The sequence below is a fragment of the Nocardia alni genome, assembly GCF_019038435.1.
Taxonomy (GTDB): domain Bacteria; phylum Actinomycetota; class Actinomycetes; order Mycobacteriales; family Mycobacteriaceae; genus Nocardia; species Nocardia alni.
Genome location: NZ_JAGPOX010000038.1, coordinates 1 through 22,775 on the forward strand (window position 1 = coordinate 1; position 22,775 = coordinate 22,775).

Annotated in this window: 15 protein-coding genes; 7 read left to right on the forward strand and 8 right to left on the reverse strand. The window is 68.1% G+C overall.

All coding sequences use genetic code 11. From position 1 onward, the window contains the following. Nucleotides 1-1,697 (reverse strand): ATP-binding protein (locus tag JZ791_RS16605; RefSeq protein ID WP_216895829.1); only part of this gene is annotated, 1,697 nt, incomplete at its 3' end. A gap of 170 nt (nt 1,698-1,867) precedes the next feature. Here JZ791_RS16605 and JZ791_RS16610 point away from each other — a divergent pair. The 3 genes from JZ791_RS16610 to JZ791_RS16620 are packed head-to-tail and all read left to right on the forward strand — an operon-like array spanning nt 1,868 to nt 4,699. Then, complete coding sequence (locus JZ791_RS16610) at nt 1,868-2,725, forward strand: ABC transporter ATP-binding protein (RefSeq protein ID WP_216895915.1); 858 nt, start codon at nt 1,868-1,870, stop codon at nt 2,723-2,725. After that, nucleotides 2,722-3,615 carry an ABC transporter permease gene (locus tag JZ791_RS16615; RefSeq protein ID WP_216895831.1) on the forward strand — a complete coding sequence of 298 codons (894 nt, stop codon included), beginning with the start codon at nt 2,722-2,724 and terminating at the stop codon, nt 3,613-3,615. Before JZ791_RS16610 ends, JZ791_RS16615 begins: the two co-directional genes overlap by 4 nt. A gap of 37 nt (nt 3,616-3,652) precedes the next feature. Next, a complete protein-coding gene (locus tag JZ791_RS16620) occupies nt 3,653-4,699 on the forward strand; it encodes an ABC transporter substrate-binding protein (protein WP_216895833.1) in 1,047 nt (348 codons plus the stop codon). An 87-nt stretch (nt 4,700-4,786) separates the two neighbouring features. Here the strand turns inward: JZ791_RS16620 and JZ791_RS16625 are convergent, their stop codons facing one another. From JZ791_RS16625 to JZ791_RS16650, 6 genes are all read right to left on the reverse strand, one after another. Then, entirely contained in the window at nt 4,787-5,491 is a 705-nt protein-coding gene (locus tag JZ791_RS16625) for a hypothetical protein (RefSeq protein ID WP_216895835.1), read from the reverse strand. A gap of 91 nt (nt 5,492-5,582) precedes the next feature. Beyond that, nucleotides 5,583-5,750: a type II toxin-antitoxin system antitoxin gene (locus JZ791_RS16630; protein ID WP_216895837.1), complete on the reverse strand. Its 168-nt coding sequence runs from the start codon at nt 5,748-5,750 to the stop codon at nt 5,583-5,585. Next, nucleotides 5,750-6,661, reverse strand: coding sequence for an SPFH domain-containing protein (locus JZ791_RS16635; RefSeq protein ID WP_216895839.1), 912 nt, complete (start codon nt 6,659-6,661; stop codon nt 5,750-5,752). Before JZ791_RS16635 ends, JZ791_RS16630 begins: the two co-directional genes overlap by 1 nt. Nucleotides 6,662-6,901: 240 nt before the next feature. Further along, nucleotides 6,902-7,051, reverse strand: a complete 150-nt coding sequence (locus JZ791_RS16640; protein ID WP_216895840.1) for a hypothetical protein — start codon at nt 7,049-7,051, stop codon at nt 6,902-6,904. After that, complete coding sequence (locus JZ791_RS16645) at nt 7,051-7,203, reverse strand: hypothetical protein (protein WP_216895842.1); 153 nt, start codon at nt 7,201-7,203, stop codon at nt 7,051-7,053. Before JZ791_RS16645 ends, JZ791_RS16640 begins: the two co-directional genes overlap by 1 nt. Nucleotides 7,204-7,232: 29 nt before the next feature. Then, nucleotides 7,233-9,389 carry an MMPL family transporter gene (locus JZ791_RS16650; RefSeq protein WP_308162950.1) on the reverse strand — a complete coding sequence of 719 codons (2,157 nt, stop codon included), beginning with the start codon at nt 9,387-9,389 and terminating at the stop codon, nt 7,233-7,235. A 472-nt stretch (nt 9,390-9,861) separates the two neighbouring features. On the opposite strand from JZ791_RS16650, the gene JZ791_RS16655 reads away from it, so the two are divergent. The 3 genes from JZ791_RS16655 (at nt 9,862) to JZ791_RS16665 (ending at nt 19,163) form a co-directional block, all read left to right on the forward strand. Continuing rightward, entirely contained in the window at nt 9,862-16,239 is a 6,378-nt protein-coding gene (locus JZ791_RS16655) for a type I polyketide synthase (protein ID WP_216895846.1), read from the forward strand. 9 nt (nt 16,240-16,248) lie between these two features. Continuing rightward, on the forward strand, nt 16,249-17,646 hold the full coding sequence (locus JZ791_RS16660) for a condensation domain-containing protein (protein ID WP_216895848.1): 1,398 nt from the start codon (nt 16,249-16,251) through the stop codon (nt 17,644-17,646). 68 nt (nt 17,647-17,714) lie between these two features. Then, a complete protein-coding gene (locus JZ791_RS16665; protein ID WP_308162951.1) occupies nt 17,715-19,163 on the forward strand; it encodes an MFS transporter in 1,449 nt (482 codons plus the stop codon). Here the strand turns inward: JZ791_RS16665 and JZ791_RS16670 are convergent. Then, nucleotides 19,141-20,217 carry an alpha/beta hydrolase gene (locus JZ791_RS16670; RefSeq protein WP_308162952.1) on the reverse strand — a complete coding sequence of 359 codons (1,077 nt, stop codon included), beginning with the start codon at nt 20,215-20,217 and terminating at the stop codon, nt 19,141-19,143. The two genes, JZ791_RS16665 and JZ791_RS16670, sit on opposite strands and share 23 nt — an antisense overlap. Nucleotides 20,218-20,509: 292 nt before the next feature. On the opposite strand from JZ791_RS16670, the gene JZ791_RS16675 reads away from it, so the two are divergent. Next, nucleotides 20,510-22,636, forward strand: coding sequence for an AMP-binding protein (locus tag JZ791_RS16675; RefSeq protein WP_438804528.1), 2,127 nt, complete (start codon nt 20,510-20,512; stop codon nt 22,634-22,636). Nucleotides 22,637-22,775 lie beyond the last annotated feature (139 nt).

Consider the following 22,775-nt stretch of genomic DNA (forward strand, 5'->3'; position numbering starts at 1 on the left):
CCCCAGGCCCCTTCGCCCGGCGCTCCCACGCCCAACAATCCATCGCGTATCGAGACCTCGCCCCCCGCCATCTGCCCGCCCGGCAGCGGGATCGCGACGGTGAACAGCGCGCCGCCGGCATTGCGCACCTCGATACGCCCACCCCGACGGCAGACCTCCCGAGCGACCAACGCCAAGCCGATACCGCGACGGCGATTGCCCCGCGCGGCCTTGGTCGTGAATCCGTGCCGGAAGATCTCGCCGGTCAGCGCCTCGTCCACGCCGGGACCGGAATCGTGCACAGTAATCATCAATTCCTCTGCCGAATCATTTCCGGATACAACAATTCCGACCTCCACACGTCCACCGGCAGAACCCTCCCTGGCGACCGAGTCCAGCCCGTTGTCGATGAGATTGCCGAGTATGGTCACCAGGCCCTCCGCGTCGTCCAACGGGCCGGGCAGCACACCACTGGTGGACACCGACACGGTGATGCCGCGCTCGGCCGCCACCGCCACCTTGCCCAGCAGCGGCGCCGAGAGGATCGGGTCACCGATGCCATCCACCAGCCCGGCGGCCAGCTGCTGGTGCAGGCTTGAGGAGCGGTTGATGAATTCGACGGCGTCGTCGAGGCGGCCCAGTTCGATCAGCCCCCCGATCACATGCAGCCGGTTGGCGAATTCGTGTTCCTGCGAGCGCAGGGCCTCGGTCAGGGAGCGGGTGTCGTCCAGCTCGCGCAGGAGCTCCTCGAGTTCGGTGCGGTCGCGCAGGGTGATCACCGCGCCGACCGGACGGCCGCGCACGTCCACGGGCATGTGGTTGACCACCAGGATGCGCTCGTCCAGCAGGATGATCTCGTCACGCCCGGCGATCCGGCCGGTCAGCACGTCCCGCACCCGTCCTGCGGGGGCGACCTCGGCCAGCCGCCGCCCGACCGCGTCCTCCCGCACGATGCCCAGCAGCCGCTGCGCCTCGTCGTTGACCAGGGTGATGTGCTCGTCCAGGTCCAGGGTGATCACGCCCTCGGCGATGCTGTGCAGCATGGCCTCGCGCTGCTCGAGGATGGTGGTGATCTCGGCGGGCTCCAGGCCGTAGGTCTGTCGCTTGATCCGCCGCGCGAGCAGCAGCGATCCGATCACGGCCAACCCCAGCGCCAGCAGCGGCGGGACGAACGTCGAGGGCAGGCGTGAGCGCAGCTCGCCGCTGACGGTGTTCTCCAGCGTGCCCACCGACACCAGGCCGACGACCCGGCCCCGCGCGTCGCGGATCGGCGCCTTAGCGCGCATCGACCGGCCCATCGAACCCTGCTGCACGCCCACGTACGTACCGCCGGCCAGCACCGCGGCCGGGTCCTCGCCGGGATCGCTCAACAATGACCGCCCGATAAGGGTGCGGTCCGGATGCGCGACGCGCACCCCGCGACTGTCGGCGATCACGACGAACGCCGCGCCGGTGGTGCGCCGGATCGTCTCTGCGACCGGGTCGATCACCCCGGCCGGATGCGGCGCGGCGAATCCGGCGACTATCGCCTGATCGGCCGCGGTGGCCTCGGCGATCCGCAGCGCGGCCGTGCCCGCCTGACGGTCGAGGTCGTCGCGGATCTCCCGATACGAGATCACGGCGTCCGCGACCGCGGAGATGAGCAGAATTCCGAGTAGGAGGACGAGCACTTGGGTGGACAAACGCAGTCTCCGACGCCGGTATGTGAAGGGCGTCACAGGCGCATGATAACGCAGAAACCGGACACGCTTCGTGCGCGTAATGCTCGGAAATGCGCGTAACTGCCGCAAACACCGGATCGGTCGCGGAATCATCGACGTGACCCGGGTCACGCGGGATGGTCGTCGGCATCACCGAAGGACTACCCGAGGACTACCCAGTGACGACGATGCCCTCCGCCGCCGAGACGACGGCCGATCCCCCGGTCGCCACCCGGACGCACGATTCGAGAATCGAATTGTCCGGTGTGACAAAGCGATTCACCAGCCCCAAGGGTGAGGCGTTCACCGCGCTCAATGACGTGAACCTCACCATCGAGCCCGGACAGTTCTGCGCCATCGTCGGGCCGACCGGCTGCGGCAAGTCGACCACGCTGAGCCTGGTGTCCGGACTGGACAAGCCCACCTCGGGATCGGTACGCGTGGCCGGCCGCGAGGTCTCGGGCATCACACCCGGCACCGGGTTCATGTTCCAGCTCGACGCACTGCTGCCGTGGAAGTCCGTGCTGGACAACGTGGCACTGGGTCCGGTCCTGGCGCACACCGCCAAGCGACGGGCTCAGCAGCGGGCACGGGACTGGCTGCGCCGGGTGGGTCTGGCCGGATTCGAGAGCCACTATCCGCATCAGCTGTCCGGCGGCATGCGCAAGCGGGCCAGCCTGGCCGCGGCGCTGATCAACGAGCCGTCGCTGCTGCTGATGGACGAACCGTTCGGCGCGCTGGACGTGCAGACCAAGGCGATCATGTCGAACGAGCTGCTGGGCCTGTGGGAACAGACCCGCCCGACGGTCCTGTTCATCACCCACGACCTCGAGGAGGCCATCGCGCTGGCCGACGTCGTGGTGGTGATGACCGCGCGCCCCGGCACCGTCAAGGACGTCTACGAGATCGACCTGCCCCGCCCGCGCGGCGCGGTGCAGGAGATCCGGTTCCAGCCGCGATTCCTCGAACTGCATCACCAGATCTGGCAGTCGCTGCGCGACGAGGTCGAAACCGCCTATGCGAGCACCAGGGAGGCCCGGCCGTGACGCATGACGTCTCCGAGGCGGTGAGCGCCCTGCAATCCGATATTCGCAAGGTCCCCGACGAGGCCGAGATCGCCGCCGACTCACGCCGCCGCTCCCGGCGACGTCGCCTCTGGGTCAACCTGTCCCGCCTGGCGGTCTTCGTCGTGGTGATCGGCGGCTGGCAGCTGCTGACCGGAGCGAACGTGATCGACCCGTTCTTCTTCGGCCGTCCCAGCGGGATCGTGTCCACGCTGATCGACTGGGTCGAGCACGGCACCCAGTACGGCTCGGTGTGGTCACAGATCTGGGTGACGATGAAGGAGGGCCTGCTCGGCTTCGCCTACGGGACGGTCGCCGGAATCGTCGCCGGGATACTGCTCGGGCAGATCCCGTTCCTGGCCGATGTGGCCGGGCCGTATATCAAGGTGCTCAACGCGATGCCGCGCATCGTGCTCGGCTCGATCTTCGTGGTGTGGCTGGGCCTGGGCACCGCGTCGAAGGTGATGCTGGCCGCGGTGCTGGTGTTCTTCGTGGTGTTCTTCAACGCCTTCCAGGGCGTGCGGGAGGTCGACCGGAATCTGCTGGCCAATGTGCGGGTGCTGGGCGCCTCGCGCTGGCAGATCGTGCGGCACGTGGTGCTGCCCTCGGCGCTGACCTGGATCATCGCCAGCCTGCACGTGGCGTTCGGGTTCGCCGTCATCGGCGCGATCGTCGGGGAGTTCCTCGGCGCGCAGCACGGCTTGGGCCTGGTCATCTCCACGGCGCAGAACAATTTTCAGCCCGACGGGGTGTTCGCGGCGATGGTCGTCATCGGATTGATCGCACTGAGCGCCGAATTCGTGATCACCCGGCTGGAGAACCGGCTACTGGCCTGGCGACCGGCCACCAACTCCGAGGCGCGCGGACTGTGAACCTCGTGCACCCCTTCGATTTTCGAGGAGAAGAACTATGACACGCAGCATCGTCGCACGCACGGCCTGTGCGGTCGCCGCCGTCGGACTCGCCGTGGGGCTGACCGCCTGCGGTTCAGGCTCGAACCCGGGCAACGGTTTGCCGACCGTATCGATGATGGTCGGCGGGATCGACAAGCAGATCTATCTGCCGTACCAGCTCGCCGAGGGGCTGGGCCTGTACAAGAAGTACGGCGTGAACATGGAATTGAGCACCGAAACGCAGGGCGGGGTCGGGGCCGAGGACGCGATGGCCTCGGGGCAGGTGAACATGGCCGGCGCCTGGTATGTGCACACGATCGACTTCCAGCAGGCGGGTAAGAAGGTCATCGACGTCGCGCAGCTGTCCGGCGCGCCCGGTGAGCGCGAGATGTGCGCCGGCGCCGCGAACATCCACTCCCCGGCGGACTGGAAGGGCAAGAGCGTCGGGGTGACCGATCTCGGTTCGGGCACAGACGATCTCACTCGCTACCTGGCCGCGCGACAGCAGCTGGGCGGGCAGGACTACAGCCGGATCGGGGTCGGTGACGGCAGCACCCTCATCTCCGCGCTGCAGCGCGGACGGATCGTGTGCGCCATGACCACCCAGCCGACCGTCACCGGGATCGAGAAGAAGGGCGTCGGCGCCTCGGCGATCGATATCGCCACGACCGCCGGGGCGCAGAAGTGGTTCGGCGGCGTGTATCCGGGCGCCGCGGTGCTCGCGCAGACCGATTGGGTGAACTCCCATCGAGATCTGGTGCAGAAGGTGGTAAACGCCCTGGTAGACACCATGCACTACATCCACACCCACAGCGCGGCCGATATCGCGGCGCATCTGCCCCCGGCGTTCGTCTCCAACGGGCTGATCACCAAGCAGGACTACATCACCGCGCTGGACCAGGACAAGGATCAGTTCCTGCCGGACGGCATGATGCCGCCGGGCGCGCCGCAGACGGCGCTGGACGTCGACAAATACGTCGGGAAGGTCACCAAGCCGGTCGACATGCCCGCGACCTACACGAACGACTTCGTCATCGCGGCGAACAAAGCTTCAGGCAACTGAACGGCCCCGAGAAATGAGGGGATGCCCCGGCCGAGTGAGCTCGGCCGGGGCATCCGGTTTTCTGTGCCATGAAACAGCTTGCGGGCGTTACTTTCTAGGGACGATCGGGATGACTTCGGTGGCCGATGTACTCGGCGCACCCGACCCCGATCCGGACCCCGCGCTCGCGATTTTCACGGTCGTCGCGCCCGCGTCGGCCGTGGCCGGGCCCGTGAACGCCGGCAGCGCGGCGAAACGCGGGTCGACCTTGGCGGTGCGGCTGATGTGCACGATCCAGCGGCGGGCGCGGCTGAGTGCGTGGTTCGGGAACATGTCGTCCCAGCGCATGTCGTCCGCGGCGTTGTAGGGCAGCTTGCCCCGGACCTCCGGCGCGTACGGATGCGGCGGGAACATGTTCGGGAAGCCGACCTTCGGCACGACCGCGGCCTCCCGCGCGCCGGGGCGGCCGCTCTCCGAGCACATGATCTTCAGGATCGCGCTGCACTTGGCCTTGGGCACCACGATTCCGGCGGTGAACCCGAGGCCGGATTCGCGCTCCGGCAGCGGGAACTTCTCCAGCCGCAGCAGCGCGGGCTGGCCATTGACGGTGATGGAGTGCGCCTCGAGCAGGCAGCCGAATTCGGCCTGGAGTTCGGTGAGCTTGCGGCGCAGGACGTCTTCGTCCTCGAGCGGCGCCGGGAGGTCCGGAGCCGAGTCGAAGTAGCTCAGGGTGACGATGTCACGGGTCTTCGGATCTCCCCAGGTGTTCTGGTCAAGTTTCTGCAGTCCCCCGGTTTCGAACGAGATTGGCACGCGACCACGCTACCTATCCGTTATGTACTCGCACGTACTAGGGCGTTTTGTGCTCAATACGTAACCCATCGGTGACAAATGAAATTACCCGTCACTCTCTGTGCTTGAGTCCTCGCCCCACCTGGTCGAGGGCCAGCCGCAGCGCGTACTCGATCTGGGCATTGACACTGCGCAGGTCGTCGGCCGCCCATTTGGCGATGGCCTCGTGGACGGCCGGGTCCAAGCGCAGCAGCACCTTCTTGGGCTCGCGCGCCGCCATCAGGAGTAGAGGGTCCCGGTGTTGACCACGGGCTGCGCGGCTCGGTCGCCGCACAGTACGACCAGCAGATTCGACACCATCGAGGCCTTGCGCTCCTCGTCGAGTTCGACCATGCCCTCCTCGGCCAGGCGCTGCAGCGCCATGCCGACCATGCCGACCGCGCCCTCCACGATGCGACTGCGCGCCGCCACCACCTGGCTGGCCTGCTGGCGAACCAGCATGGCCTGCGCGATCTCCGGCGCGTACGCCAGATGCGTGATGCGGGCCTCGAGGATCTCGATACCCGCCAGGCCCGTACGCTCGCGCAGTTCGGCTGTCATCTCCTCGGCCACCTCCGTGCCGTTGCGCAGGCTCGTCCGGTTCTCGGCGACGGGAGCGCCCGCCCCGACCGCCGCATCGGGCGCCGCGTCGTACGGGTGCGTCGTCGCCAGATGCCGCACCGCGGTCTCGGACTGGGTACGCACGTACTCCTCGTAATCGTCCACGGCGAACGCCGCCTTGAAGCTGTCGACCACGCGATACACGACCACCGCCGCGATCTCCACCGGGTTGCCGTCGGAGTCGTTGACCTTCAGCTTCTGGGTCTCGAAGTTGCGCACTCGCAACGAGATTCGCCGCTTACCGCTCAGCGGCACCAGCCAGTGGAACCCCGCCTCACTCACCGAGCCGATATACCGCCCGAAGAACTGCACCACCTTGGCCTCGTTCGGCCCGACGGTGGTCAACCCCGTCAGCAGCAGCACCGAGACCACCAGCACGACATACCCCACCACCGCCTGCGCGGCACCGCCCCCGCCACTCCTGGACGAGGACGCTCCGTTCACCCCGACGACCGCGCCGATCACCGCCAGGGCGAGCAGCACGATCAACAACAAGAACCCGTTGGCGCGAAAGGCCCGACGTAGTTCCATGAGATCCTCCCAATATCGTAGTGATATCACTACGATATCCCTCCACGGCCCGGGCGTCCATACCCGATCCGACGGCGGCGACCCGTACCGAATCAGGGCGCTGCGCGCCGGACGAGACTTGTGGCCGATGGCGCCCCGCCCGCCGACTGATCCAGTCCGGCCTGCGGCTGCATTCTTCGGGCTCGACGCGCTGGTTTCCGACGAACGAGCCCACAAAATGCAGCACCAGGCCGGGCGCACCTAGATGGGCACCCATGCCTCGGTGGCGAGGTCGGCGAATTCCTCGATCAGGGCGCCATCGCAGCCGGCGAGCCAGGCAGGGCCGACCTGGGTGAAGGCGAGGTCGGCGACCTCGAGGCAGGCGACGTCCGGACGGATGTAGAAGTTCATCACCACAGCGGCAGGAACATGATGCCGCGACCCGCCGCCACGGGGGCCAGCTCTCCTCGACGCTGCGGAAGACCAGCGGCCGGGCGGATCACCGCGCGTGCCGTCGCGATATCGCGCCACTGCGGGACGGTTCGGGTCGCAAGCGCATCCACGAGGCTCCCGCTATCGGGCGGGGAAGCGATCAGGGTGCGGCGGAGTGGACGACCTCCGGAGCGGTCTCGACCCGCGGCTCGGCAGGTGCGGGGCCGGCAGGAAGTCGACGGCGCGGGCGAGGGAGCCAGCGCGGGGCCCACCAGGAGAAGTCGCCGAGCAGGCGCAGCGTCACCGGGACCAGCAGCATGCGCAGGATGGTCGCGTCGATGAACAGGGCCGCGACCATGCCGCACGCGATGTACTGCATCATGACCAGATCCGAGAGGGCGAACGCACCGGTGACCATCAGCAGGATGAGGGCCGCGGCGGTGATGATCCGGCCGGTGTGCGCGATGCCGGAGCGGACCGCATCGATGGTGGACGCGCCCGCCTCGCGCGCCTCCACGATGCGGGCGAGCAGGAATATCTCGTAGTCGGTGGACAGTCCGTAGATCACCGAAACGATCAGCACCAGGACCAGCGCCATGATCGGCTGCGGGGTGAAGTTCATTGTCCTGGCACCGTGTCCGTCGACGAAGACCCAGGTCAAGATACCCAGGGTGGATCCGAGGCCGAGCAGGTTGAGCGCCCCGGCCTGCAACGGCAGCACGATCGAGCCGAACGCCGCGAACATCAGCGCGGTGGTCAGGAGGAAGACCAGCGCGATCATCAGCGGCAGCCGATGCAACAGCGCGTCGACGCTGTCGCGCTGTTCGGCGGGCGTGCCGCCCACCAGAACCGTTGTGCCCCTGGGCAATGGCATCGAACGCAGGTAGTCGATGGCCCGGTCCGGGCGATGCGGATCCAGCAGAACGGTGTCGGTGGTGAAGACGTTCGGCTGCGCGGGGGCCTGCACCGGTTTCGGGAACGGCGCGGCCAGTCCCGGTGCGTGATCGGCGATATCGAGCACTCCGGGGACATCAGCGGTGTCATCCGCGATCAGGATCACAGAGATCGGCCCGGTTTGACGCAGCGGGAAGATCCGGTCGAAATGCTGCTGCGCCAGGCGGGTTCGATCGTCCGGCGGCAGGAATCGCTCGCTGATGCCGCCGAAGGCGATGTCGCGCACCGGAGCGATCAGCAGCACCAGGATCGCGACGATCGGGATACCCACGGCCAGAGGGCGTTTCATCACCCATCCGGCCAGCCGCCCCCAGGGGTTGTCCGGATCCTCGGCAGTGCCGCGGGTTCGCTGGAACCGGCGAAAGCCGAACCGGTCGATGCGGCGGCCCAGCACCGCGAGCATGGCGGGCAGCAGGGTGACCGCGGTGAGCGCGGCCAGGGCGACGGTGATCATCGCGCCGTAGGCGAACGATCGCAGAAACCCCTGCGGGAACAGCAGAATGGCCGCCGACGCGGCCACCACGATGGTCGCCGAGGACACCACCGTTCGCCCGGCGCTGGCGACTGTGCGGCGCACCGCTGCCGGAATCTCGTGCCCGTCGGCGAGTTCCTCGCGGAAACGGCTCACGATGAACAGTCCGTAGTCGATCGCCAGTCCCAGCCCGATCATCGAAACCACCGGGGAGACGAAGGAATTCACCTGCGAGACGGTGGTGATCGCCCGGATGACCCCCCACGCGCCGATCACCGTGAGCCCGCCCGCGATCAGCGGCAGCGCGGCCGCGACGATGCCGCCGAAGACGAAGAACAGCAGCACCGCGACCGCGGGGATGGCGAACAGTTCCACCCGCGTCTGGTCATGCGCCATGGTGTCGTTCAGCGCTCCCGCGACCGGTTGCCCGCCCGCGACCTCCGTGTCGATCCCCGGGATGGCGAACGCTCCTGCGACGCTTCGATAGTTGCGCATCACCTCGGTGTTGTCGTTGCCGCGGAGGGCGATCGAGGCGAAGGCGTACCGGCGGTCCTTCGAGCCGAAGACGTCCGGCCACGACACCCCGGTCTCGGTGCGCCAGTAGCTCCCGTTGATCTTGGCGATCCGATCCGGGAAGCGCCGCGGCAGACTGTTCAGGCTGCGCACCACGGCCCGCGAGAACGCCGGATCGTCGAGGGTGCGTCCGGGCGGCGCGTGGTAGAGCACCAGCACATCGGCAATGTGGTTGTGCCCGAAGGCTTCATCCTTGATTCGCGCCTCGCGAATGGATTGCGAACCCGGATCGTCCCAGCCGTCCGCACTGAGCCGGTCGTGCAGATCCATGCCGTAGACGCCCAGCGCCAGGAGGCCGGCCAGCAGTATCACGATCACCGTGAATCGCCGTCGAACGACCATGTCCGCCCAGCGCGTGAAATCGATGAACAATGGCCGCCTCTCTGCCGCGTCGAATGTACCGATATGCGCGGCTCCCGGTACGCACGCCGAGTGCCGACCGGATCCTATCCACGCAGGTTCGAATGCACTGTGAATAGTTGACGGATTACCGAATCCCACAATGACGGGTTATCGAGATTGTGAACGATACCGACTGTCGTATTGTGCCGGAATTCGGTCACACGATACCGCTTCAGCCGAGTCGACATGCCGCTCAACGGCTACTTCTGGGCGATGTCACAGTCGCGGACGGCATGACCGCGCGGACGGCACAAAATGCTCTCGCAGATCTGTTCGTCTCGTAATCCGACGATACACTGATCCGGCCTGTCAACTGTGTGGGGTGCTGAATTACACGGATCGTCGTATCGACGGCGGTGACATATCCCGAACTCGGGAGGAAAACTACGTGTCTGATATTGCAATTGTCGGTATAGGCTGTCGATTCGCGGGCGGCATCGATTCACCCGATTCTTTCTGGGAATTCGTGGTCGACAAACGGGACGGCGTCGTGGAGGTTCCGGCCGACCGCTGGGACTATCGGCGATACTACGATCCCGAACCGCGTACACCGGGCCGCGCCTACACCAAGCGCGGCGCGTTCATGACGATCGATCCGTGGGAATTCGATCCGGACTTCTTCGGCATCTCCCCGCGCGAGGCGACGGTGCTCGATCCGCAACAGCGACTGCTGCTCGAGGTCACCTGGGAGGCCCTGGACGACGCGGGTGCGGCCGGGCGCGCGGCGGGCGCGCCGGTCGGGGTGTACGTCGGCGGATTCGTGGTGGACCAGTCGGTCATCGGCGTGGTCGGCCCGGCGCTGTTCCACACCGACATGCATACTCCGGCCAGCGCCTCCTACACGATGCTGTCCAACCGGATCGCCTACGCGCTCAACCTGACCGGGCCCGCGCTGACGGTCGACACCGCCTGCTCCTCCTCTTTGGTGGCCTTCCATCTGGCCTGCCAGGCGCTGGACAACGGCGACTGCGAGGTGGCGCTGGCCGGTGGCGTCAACGTCATGCTGCAACCCGAGACGTTCGTGCTGATGTGCAAGGGCGGCTTCCTGGCCACCGACGGCCGCTGCAAATCCTTCGACGCCTCCGCCGACGGGTACGGCCGTGGTGAGGGTGCGGGCATGGTGGTGCTCAAACGGCTCGAGGACGCGGTCCGCGACGGTGACCGGATCTATTCGGTGGTCAAGGCCACCGGCGCGAACCAGGACGGGCGCACCACCGCGATCACCGTGCCCAGCGCCGAATCTCAGGAGTCCCTGGCGCGTCAGGTGTGCACGCGCGCGGGTCTGGCGCCGGACGAGATCACCTACGTCGAGGCGCACGGCACGGGAACCCTGGTCGGTGATCCGGTCGAATTGCGTGCGCTGGGAAGGGTGTTCGGCGCACCGGCCGGACGGGCCGAGCCCCTCGGCGTCGGCTCGGTGAAATCGACCATCGGACATACCGAGGCCGCGGCCGGTGTGGCCAGCGTGATCAAAGCGGCGCTGGCGATCGCGCACCGCACGATTCCGCCACAGGGCTGGCTGGACAAGCCCAATCCGGACATCCCGTTCGAGGAACTGGGCCTGCGCGTCCAGCTCGAACCCGAGCCGCTCGCGCCCGGCGGCGCGCCGATGACCATCGCGGTCAACGGATTCGGCTACGGCGGCACCAACGCCCACGCGATCCTCCAGGAATACCGCGAGCCCGGCGCCGCCGAGGCTCGCGAGCACAATCACTTCGGCGTCCTGCCCATCTCCGCCCGCGGCACCGCCGCGGCACGCGCGCAGGCGGGCCGATTCGCGGATCTGCTCGCAGTGGGGGCGGACCCGAATCATCTGGCCGAAGCGGCGTGGACCCGGCTGGCGCATCATCCGTACCGCACCGGCGTTCTCGTCGACGGCGACGCCACCGATCTGATCACCCGGCTGCGCGAGTTCGCCGCGGGCGAGGGTCGCGACGCCGCGCGCACGATCGTCTCCCGGGTGGCCGAGCCGGTCTTCGTCTTCTCCGGCATGGGCCCGCAACACTGGCGGATGGGCCGCGAACTGCTCGCTGCCGGTGGGGTTTTCGCCGAGACCGCGCAACAGATCGACAAGGAGTTCCGGGAGCTGTCCGGCTGGTCCATCATCGAGGAACTGCGGCGGCCCGAGGAGCAGTCCCGCGTCACCCGGACCGAGGTGGCCCAACCGGCGAACTTCCTGATCCAGGTGGCGCTGGTGCGCGAACTCGCCGGGTACGGAATCACGCCCGCCGCCGTTGTCGGCCACAGCGTCGGCGAGGTGTCCGCGGCCTGTGTCACCGGGGTGCTGACCCTGCCCGAGGCCGTGCGGGTGGCGTATCACCGGGCCCGGCTGCAAGCGACCACCGCGGGAACGGGCGGCATGCTGGCGGTCGGCCTGAGTCCCGAGCAGGCCGGTGAACTTGTCGGCGACGACGCGCGGGTGGATATCGCGGCGATCAACAGCGCGAGTTCGCTGACCCTGTCCGGCGATGTCGAGCGGCTGGACGAGATCGCCGAGAAGCTCACCGCGGACGGCGTTTTCGCGCGGCGCCTGCGAGTAGAGGTGCCCTATCACAGCCGGCTGATGGATCCGATCCTGGACGAGCTGCGCGCCGAACTGGACGAGCTGAAGCCGCGGCCGCCGGTCGTGCCGCTGTACTCCACCGTCACCGGCACGCGGGTCACCGAGGGTGACTGGGACGCGCAGTACTGGTGCGCCAACGTGCGCCGGCCGGTGCTGTTCCGCGACGCGATCGCCGCACTGATCGCAGCGGACAGCCGGGTGTTCCTCGAGGTCGGCCCGCATCCGGTGCTCTCGGGCAACATCCGCGAGACGTTGCTGGGCGCGGACGTCAACGGCACCACCGTGCCGACACTCGATCGAACACAACCGGATTCGCAGAGCGTCCGGAACACCCTGATCGGCCTGTACGCCGCCGGGGTGCTCGCGGTGGACACGTTGTTCCCGTCCGGCCGCCCGGCCACACCGCATCTGCCGCTACCGCGTTATCCCTGGCAGCGGACCCGATTGCATTCCCCGCTACCGCTTTTCGAGCAGGCGCGGCTGGGCACCCCCGATGGATACGCCATGCTGGGTGATCCGGATCTGGAAGGCCGCCCGGACTGGCTGCTGCAGGTCGGCGGCGAGCTGCTGCCGTGGCTGGCCGACCACGTCGTCAACGGCGTGAAGATCATGCCCGGCGCGGCGTATCTGGACGCCGCGCTCAGTGCCGCGGCCAGCCGGCTCGGCGTCGAACGCGTCGGCCTGGAACAGGTCCGGTTCGTCGCGCCGCTGATCATGGGTGCACCGGATGTGCCGCTGGTGGCGTTGAGTGTGGAGGAGGCCAGCGGGCGGTTCCTGATCCGCTCGCGCGCCGCGACCGGACAGGCGTGGACCGTGCACGCGCGCGGCCGCCTGCTGACCGGCAGTCACGAGCGGACCTTCGCCAGGGTGCCCGGCATCGAGGTAGGGGTCGACATCGATCCGGAGATGTTCTACTCCGGCCTGGATGCCGCGGGTCTGCAATACGGCCCGTACTTCCGGCGTGTGGTGGATGTGCGGGTCGGTGAGGACATCGCGGTGGCGACCGTGGACGGCAGCATCGCCGCGGGCTCGGGGCATCTGGCCCATCCCGCGGTGGTGGACGCGGCCATGCAGAGCGCGGCGCTGCTGTTCGCCGACGAGCGGATCAACGAGGGAACGATGGTCCCGGTCGGGGTCGAGGCGGTGCGGCTGCTGGCCCCGCTGCCCGAGCGGATCACCGTCGTGGCCCGCCGCGATCCGAAGGCGCGCCTGCGTGCCGATGTGGATCTGCTCGACGCCGACCAGAATCTGGTGATGCGCCTGACCGGCCTGCAGATCGGCGCCCTGCGTCCCGGGGACGACCCGCTGCACCGGATGGTCGATTTCTACTACACCGACACCATGCAGCGGCGCGATCCCATCGACCCGGCCGCACTGGCCGACGCCGGATCCGTCACCACCGTGATCGTCGCAATCGGGAAGCACGCTCGCGCAACCGAACTCGCCGAGGCGATGTCGGGGTCTCGGCTGTACCAGGTGGATTCGCCGGGAGACGAGCTGGAGCCGGAGCTGACCGATCTCCTGCGGGCCGGGCGGGACGAGGGCGCTGATCGGCTGCACGTGATTCTGGTCGCCGCACCCGACCGGCACGACGATGTCGCGGATCTGTGGACCCTCAAGCGAATCGCCGTCGCCGTCCACGAATTCGCGAATCCGGAGTCCACGCAGGGCACGCCGCAGTCGATCTTCGGCGACGGTGCGTGCCACGCCACCCTGGTGACCGAACACGCCTTCACCCTGCCGGACAGCCCGACCGCACCGGAGTCCGGCCACGCCGCGCTCGCCGGCGCGCGCCGGGTGCTGCTCAACGAGCAGACCGCGCTGCGCTGGCGGCTGATCGACACCGAACCGAGTACCCCGATCGCCGATCTGGTCGCGGAACTGGCTGTGCCCGGCGCATTTTCGCTCGACAACTCCGACGAGGTGCTGCTGCGCGAGGGAGTGCGCTGGGTTCCGGTGGTGACCAAACCACTGCCCGAGCGGCTCGAGGATCTGGATACCGATCGGCCGCTGACCGATCCGGACGCCAACTTCACCCTGGATTTGCCGCGCACCCGGGTGCTGTCCTCGGTGGCCTGGCGCGAATGTGCGCGCCCGGCGCCGGGTCCCGGCCAGGTCGAGGTCCGCATGCAGGTCATCGGACTGAACTACAAGGATCCGCTCAAGGTCATCGGACTGCTCGGCGAGCGCGAGCTCGCCCCGACCTACTTCGGCACCGTGCCGGGTATGGAGGGCGTCGGAAAGATCACCCGGCTGGGCGAGGGCGTCACCGATCTGGCCGTCGGTGATCTGGTCGCGATCGCGGCGAAGGGCATGATGCGCCGGTTCGCCATCTCGGATCGGTCGCTCACCATCCCGCTGCCCGCGGACATCGATCCGGGATACTGCACCAGCACAATCGCTTTCGGCACCGCCGAATACGCGCTGAACGACCTGGCGCGGGTCGAGCCGGGCGAGACGGTCCTGATCCACGGCGCGGCCGGCGGCGTGGGCACCGCCGCCATCCAGGTCGCCAAGGCACGGGGGGCCCGCATCATCGGCACCGCGAGCACCGACGAGCGCCGCGCGCACATCCTGCGCCTGGGTGCGGATTACGCGGTGAACTCCCGCTCGCTCAACTTCGTCGACGACGTGCTCACGATCACGGACGGCCTCGGCGCGGATGTGGTGGTGAGCAGCGCGCCCGGGGAAATCCTGCGGCAGAACTTCAACGCGCTGGCCGAATTCGGGCGCATCGTGGAGGTCGGCAAGGCCGACATCTACACCGGCGGGCTGCTCGAGATGAGCAACTTCGACAAGAATGTCGCCTACTTCTCGATGGATCTGGATCGCCTGGTCGCCGTGCGGCCCGAACGGCTCATCGCCCTGCTGCAGCGGGTCTACCAGCAGGTACTGGACGGACGGTATCAGCCGCTGGAATACACCATGTTCGATACGCGCGACGTGGCCAAGGCGTTCGAGGAGACTATCCGCTCGACCCGCACCACCCGGATCGCCCTGCGCATGGACGATCCGGAGCCGCCGGTCCGGTCGCAGCTGCCCGAACTCGACATCGACAGTGCCGCAACCTATCTGATCACCGGCGGCTTCGGCGGCTTCGGTATGGCCATCGGGCGCTGGCTGGTCATGCGCGGAGCGCGGCGACTGGCGCTGGCCGGACGCGGCGGCGCGACGACCGAACAGACGCGTCGCCAGCTCGACGCGTGGCGCACCGTCGGCGTCGAGGTGCTCGAGGAGAAGCTCGACGTCACCGACGCCGGGGCCGTGGCGGCGATGGTGGGCCGGGCGCACACCGCGGCGCATCCGCTGCGCGGTGTGTTCCACGCGGCCGGCGCGGTGGCCGACAATCGCATCGAGCTGATGGAACACGATCAGCTCGATCGGGTGTACCGGCCCAAGGTGCACGGCGCGCGCGTGGTGCACCGGGCGGTCGCGGACGCCGGCATCGACCTGGACATGTTCGTGCTGTGCTCCTCCGGCGGTTCGATGTACGGGATCTACGGCCAGTACAACTACTGCGCGGCCAATGTCGCGGTGGAGTCCCTGGCCGAGCAGTGGTCCCGCGCGGGTGAGCGGGCGCTGTGCGTCGGCTGGGGCCACCTGTCCGGCGCGACCGGCGGTATGGCCGCCGACGAGACCGCGGTGAAATATCTCGATCTGGTCGGCTTCGGGATCATCGATATGGCCGACGCCACCGCCTATCTGGAGCAGACCCTGCGCCTGGGCGCGACGCGGGCGGCCATCATCCCGACCGACTGGGCCAAGCTCACCGGCACGTTCCCGCAGCTGGCCCGGACCGGGCGCACCACCGCTCTGGCCCAGGCCTCGGCCAAGGACACCTCGGAGCTGGCCCGGCTGCGCGACGAACTGGCCGCGATGGAGGAGGCCAAGCGCGGCCCGTCCATCGCCCGCAAGATGGCCGAGGAACTCGCGGTGGTGATGGGCGTTGCGGTGGAGTCGATCGACATGACCGTCCCGGTGCCGGAACTGGGCCTGGATTCGCTGATGGCCGTGGAGCTGGGCGCGCGGGTGACCAAGACGCTCGGCATCGATCTGATGTCCCTGCAGATGGGCCGCTCGTTCAGCCTGGAACAGGCCGGGCCGAAGGTGGCCGAGCTCATCCTGGCCTCTGCGACGTCGGCATCGGAAACCGAGGCGCCGCAGCCTGTTCCGATCGGCGTGGCAGCGGAAACAGGGAAGTGAGGACATGTCGTGGTCGGTTTCGGTCTGATCGATGAATGGCAACCGCCCCCCGGCCGCCTCATCGGCTGGGTGGCCTCGCCGCGGGCGCTCGAGCGGGCCGCCCGGGCGCCGGAGCATCCCGTCCCGCCCTCACACCAGCAGGAGGAGTATCTGCGCCTGGCGGATCGCCACAGCGAGGCGGGATTCCGGTATTCGGGTCTGTGCGTGGTGACCGCCGAGATTCCCGCCGGGGACCTGGATCGCGAGGCGATGACGACGGCGGTCAACGCCTTCCTGCAACGTCACGACAGTTTCCGCACCTGGTTCACGCTCGGTTCCGGCGGGACGGTCCAGCGGCATCTGGTGGCCGCCGAGGACGTGGAATTCGTTCCGGTCGACTACGGCGAGATCTACGACTCGGAAACCATCCGCGAACATGTCGAGAAGACCACCCCGGGACCGCTCACCTGGGACTGCTTCACCTTCGGCGCCATCGAACGCGCCGAATCCACCACCGTCTACCTGGCCGCGGATCATCTGCACACCGACGCATTCGGCCAGTACATCGCCGGATTCGAACTGGCCATGCTGTACGTCTCGCAGGTGTGGCAGGACAGCGGCATGCTCGCCGAACCCGCCAGCTATCTGGACTACTGCGCCCGCGAGCGCGCCTACACCGAACAGCTCACCCTGAATTCGCCCGGCGTGCGCCGCTGGAGCCAGCTGCTACGTGGCAACGACGGCCGATTGCCTTGCTTCCCCATGGATCTGGGCAAGCGCATGGACGGCTACAACCGCAGCGCGCACCGCACCGTCACCCTCATGGACGCCGCCGCCGCCGAACGGTTCGATCGCGTGTGCGGCGATCAGGGTGCCGAGTTCACCGGTGGCATCTTCGCCGCCGCGGCGCTGGCCGAACGCGAATTGACCGGCAGCGACTACTACTTCGGCATGACGCCGATCAGTACCCGCGTCTCGGCGGCCGAGCGCGCGTCCGTGGGCTGGTACGTGAACCTGGTACCGGTGGCCTTCCCGATCGGCGCGAGGACTCCGTTCACCCGCATGGTCCCGATGGCACAGCGTGCCTACGACGACGGACTGCTGCTCGCGCCCACCGCGCTGCACCGGGTGCTGCACCTGTTGCGGTCCGATCCGGAGATCAAGGCCGGGCCCGGCTCGGCGCACCCGATGATCTCCTACGTGGACACCCGCGAGCTGTCCGGCAGCGAGTACCTCGACCTGGCCGACTGCGGTGTCTACGCGAACCGCGCTGCCTCGGAGGAGGTCCTGATGTGGATCAACCGTTTTCCCGAGCACACCACGCTCAGTGTCATCTATCCGGACACGCCCGCGGCCCACGATTCGGTGGATCGCTACGTCACCGCGCTGGCCGCGGTGTTCACCGAAGTCGCAGGAAAGGCAGCCTGACCGGCGCGCGAACCGTCCACGCCGACAGCCGAATTCGTCGGGGCAATCATTGATCGAGGTACGGAACAGTGGCTGGTATCGATATTCGTAATCCCACGGCGGTCCCGCGCGGCGAACTGACCGCCTGGCTGACCTTCGCCGCCTGCCTGATCTCGGTGTTCATGCAGATGATCGATGTGACCATCGTGAACACCGCGCTGCCCGACATCACCCGGGATCTGCGCGCCTCGCGCTCGGCTCAGCTGCTGGTGATCTCGGGGTATTCCGTCGCGTTCGCCTGCGTATTGCTGACCGCGGCGCGGCTGGGCGCGTTGTGGGGGCGCCGGCGGTTGTTCCTGGTGGCCGTAGTGGTGTTCACCGCGTCCTCGGTCTGGTGTGGAATATCCACCGGGGCAGAAGAATTGGTGATCGCGCGAATCGTGCAGGGTATCGCGGGCGGCGCGATGGCCGCACAGACCCTGGCGATCCTGGCGGCCAGCTTTCCGCGCGGCCGCCATCCTCAGGTGTTCGCGTTGTACGGGCTGGCCGCGGGCGGGGCGGGGATGGTCGGTCCGATTCTGGGCGGCGTTCTGCTGACACTCGATCTGTGGGGCCTGGGCTGGCACTGGGTGTTCCTGATCAATCTGCCGCTGGGCATCGTGGCGTTCGTGCTGGCCGCGCGTTTTCTGCACGTGGGCGCCGAATCCGGCAGTGCGCGGCTGGATCTGGGCGGAGTACTGCTGTCGGCGGCGAGCCTGCTCGCGCTGCTGTACGGACTGGCCGAGGTGCAAGAGCACGGATGGGGGACGCTGCCGGTGGGGACCGTCCTGGCAGCACTGGCACTCGGCGCGGGATTCCTTGCGTACCAACGTGTTCTGATCCGTCGCGGCCGCCCTCCACTGATGCGGCCCGATCTGTTCGGCAATCGTGGATTCGCCATCGGCGCGGTTCTGGTGACCGGATTCTTCGGTATGTTCACCGCGTTCGTCTTCGCCGCGTCCATCACCCTGCAGGACGAACTGCACTTCTCCCCCCTGCGCACCGGCATCGCGATGACCGTGTTCGCGCTGGGCGCCGGTGCGGGCGCGCTCGCGGCGCCACTGCTGGTGCGGCGCTGGGGTGTGCGGTCCCTGGCCTGCGGTATCGCACTGTACGCCGGCTGTATGGCGGTGGCGGCGGTGTATCTGGCTCTGACCGGCGGCCGAATCAGCGTGGCGCTGACCGTGGTCCCGGTCTTCGTCTCGGGTCTGGGTGTCGGGGTGTTCGGGCTGCAGGTGCAGCCGGTGATGCTCGCGGGACTGGATCAGGGACAGGTCGGCGAGACCTCGGGCCTGTTGCCCACCCTCGAGCAGATCGGCAACGCGGTCGGGCTCGCGGTGCTGAGCACGGTGTTCTTCCGCGCACACACCCTCGGCGGAAGTATCGCCATGTTCACCGCGATCGCCGTGGTGGCCGCGGGAATCGCCGGGATGACGCTGCTGCTGCCCGAACCGGCGCGGCACGACGCGGCCGGGCTCACCGGTTCAGCGCCGCGCTGAGCATCGGCCAGGCGTTGTGCAAATCCTGCTGCCAGTAACCCCACGAGTGGGTGCCGTCCGGCCGCAGTACGACGGTCGCGGGAATGCGCAACTGCCGTAAACGATCTCGCAACTCCTGCGTGCAGCGGCCGGCCAGCGCGTCCAGGATGCCGCCGACCAGGAGTTGATCACCCAGCTTCATCGGGTTGTGCCCGATGCCCGGACCGTCCAGGGTGTCCAGCGGTCCGGGCAGGCCGTTGCCGGATGCGACGTACAGCGCCAGCCCGCGTAGCCGGTCGGCATGCCGATACGGATCGCCCGCCGCCCAGGCCGGATCGGTCGGCGGGCCCCACATGTCCAGCGTGTCGCCGCCGGTTCCGGTGACGATCGCGTCGACCATGAGCTGGCCCAGCGGATCGCTGGTCCGCACACAGCCGCTGAACGAGCCCACGCCTCGATACAGTCCCGGCGCGGCCAGGGCCAGCTGGAAGACCGATAAGCCCGCCATCGACAGGCCCGCGATCGCGTTCGCCCCCGACCCGCCGAACGCCGCATCGATGATCGGCGGAAGCTCACGGGTCAGGAAGGTGCTCCAGCGCCGGCGTCCGTACACCGGATCATCAGCGCGCCAGTCGGTGTAGAAACTGCCCGCCCCGCCGACCGGCATGACGACCGTGACCTGCCTGCCCGCGAAGAATCTCCTCGCATCGGTGCGAGTGAGCCAGTTTCCGCCCCCTCTCCAGCCGCCCGGGCCACCGCCCCCGTCGACGCCGTTGAGCAGATACAGCACCGGCGCGGGACGTGAGATATCCACGGGAGGAAGCACTTCCACGGAGAATGGGCGCTCCATCGCGGCGGAGAACACCGACAGCTGCACCACGCCTCCCGGCTCGGCTATGGCCGTGACCAGATGCGAGCCGTCGAGTGCGGGCCGGGCATGCGCGCGGGCCGCCGCGACAGCGTCGGCGGGGGTGGCGGCCGCCGCGACGCCGTAGCCCAAGTTCAACGCCACCACCGCGCACACCGCCGCGAAACGTACTCGGCGCGAACGGCGCTGCCCGATTCGACGACGCACGCGACCCTCCCTGTTGCCGGACACGATGCTTGCCGACGCTAGGAGCCCGTCTGCCGCAGGACAAGGGTTTCGCACCGCCCCTGGGTTATCCGCCAGTCCGGGGTCGAACCGATTGGCCCGGAACACAATGTGTTCGTGCACAGCGGAACTCTCCGAGTCCGCGCCACTGTGAACGAGGTGGACCGTGCCGGACAGGTGCTGTGAATTGTCCGGAGGCGTCGGTGATTCCTCGATCCGGACGTGAATGTTCGGCAACATGGTTCTGCACGCCAGAACGAGGAGTACGACTACGTTGGTCACCGACATCGTGGAGGTGACCGCGGATATGCCGGTCGCCCGGGACACACTGTGGCAACTGCTCACCGAACCCGCCACCTATGCGCGACTGTTCGCCGGAATCGGCGCCTGCGATCCGGTGGAGTCGATCGGCGGCCTACCGCACTGGCAGGTGCGGGTCGGCGGCCCGCACACCGAGGTGCGCACCCTGACGGTCGGATTACTCGACGGCGGACACGGGCGTCGCCTCGAACTGCGGTGCGGAGCCCTGGGCAGTTTCGTCGCGGTGCGGCTGCGGCAGCGCGAGGACGACGTGCGGGTGACGGTCACCTACTTCGCGCCCGGCCGCATTCATCCGGTGGTCGCCGCCCTGGACAACGAGCAACTCGAAGCCTGGACTCACGAGGGGTTGGGGCGGGTGGCGCAGCTTGCGCACGGGGCGCCGACCTCGACCGTGGTCAACGGACAGGATTCGGCGCTGTCGCTGCGTGCCGCGGTGATCCGGCAGATGATCACCTCCGGCGTGGTGCGCTCGTATCGACCCGATCGTGGCGTCCGGCAGATCGGCTCGCTGGCCACCTGGGGATTCACGCTCGGCGGCGGGTACGCCGCGGCCGCGGCCTACGAACCCGATGGCGTCGCGATCGTGGATCGTGACGGCGCGCGCAGCTTCACCGAGATCCACGAGCGGACCCACGCGCTGGCCGGTGCGATGTCCGCGACGCTCGGACTGACCTCCCGTGATGCGATCGGGCTGCTGGCCCGCAATCACGCCGGTGCGGTCGAAACCATGGTCGCCGCAGGCAAACTCGGCGTCGACGTAGTACTGCTGAACGCGGGCCTGTCACCGAGGCAGTTGGAGGAGACCGTGCAGCGGCACCGGCTCACCACGCTGTTCGTCGAAGACTGTCTGGACCCGCTGATCCGGTACCTCAGCTCCGAGGTGCGCCGTTATCGTACCGATCGCGGTGCGCCCGACCGTGATCGCGCATCGGCCGATCCGGACCGGACCACGATCGACGAACTGATCGCGCTCGGGCACACCGAGTTCCGTCGCCCGCAGAGCCCCGGCCGGTCGATCGTGCTGACCTCGGGAACCAGTGGTGCGCCCAAGGGTGCGCGGCGGCCGCATCCCAAGGGTTTCGGCACCGTGGCCGCGCTGCTGTCCCGGATTCCGTGGAAGATGAACGAGACGATGGTGATTCCGGCGCCGCTGTTCCACACCTGGGGCCTGGCCGCGCTACAGCTCAGCACCGCGCTGCGCGCGACCGTGGTGCTGCAGGAGGAGTTCGACGCCCGCGAATGCCTGCGTCTGATCGACGAGAACCGCGCCAGCACGATAATTCTCGTGCCCACCATGGTGCAGCGGATCCTGGATCTGCTGCCGAACGAGCGCGCCCGGTACGACACCTCGAGCCTGCGGGTGGTCGCCAGTTGCGGCGCACCGCTGACCGCCGCCACCGTGTTGCGGTTCACCGAGGTGTTCGGCGAGATCCTTTACAACATCTACGGATCCACCGAGGTCTCCTGGGCGACGGTCGCCACACCGGAGGATCTGCGTATCTCGCCGACCACCGCGGGACGCCCGCCGCTGGGCACGAGAGTCGCTGTGCTGGATGGTGATCGGCATCCGGTACCGATCGGCGCGATCGGCCGGATATTCGTCGGCAACCGCATGCTGTTCGACGGCTATGTCAACTACGCGCCGCCCGAGGAGTCCGACGGACTGCTGGACACCGGCGATCTCGGCTATCTCGACGCGGCGGGCCGGCTGTTCATCGCCGGGCGCGGTGACGAGATGATCATCTCCGGCGGCGAGAACGTCTTCCCGCGGCCGGTGGAGGAGGCGTTGTCGTATCTGCCGCAGATCACCGACGTGGCGGTGGTCGGGGTGCCCGATCACGAATTCGGCCAGCGCCTGGCCGCGTACGTGGTCAAACGTGAGGGCTCGGGCCTGGATTCGGATATGGTCCGCACCTACATCCGCAACCGTCTCAGCAGATTCTCGGTGCCCCGCGATGTGACCTTCCTCGATGCCCTCCCGCGCGGCGAGACCGGCAAGATTCTCAAGCGGCTGCTGTCCGGAGAATATCTTCCCGGCGCACCGGTGTTCGCCGATGGGCTGCCGGACGGAAGTTCCTGAGCAGCATACCGATTCACGCCGCAGTGCGTGAATCCGCACACCACCGAATCGCCCGGACGCTGGTGTGCGGGCACGCGGCGCGGCGCCACTGAGTCCGCTGTCCGGCCGGAACCGGACAGCGGATTCGTGGTTGCCGGAA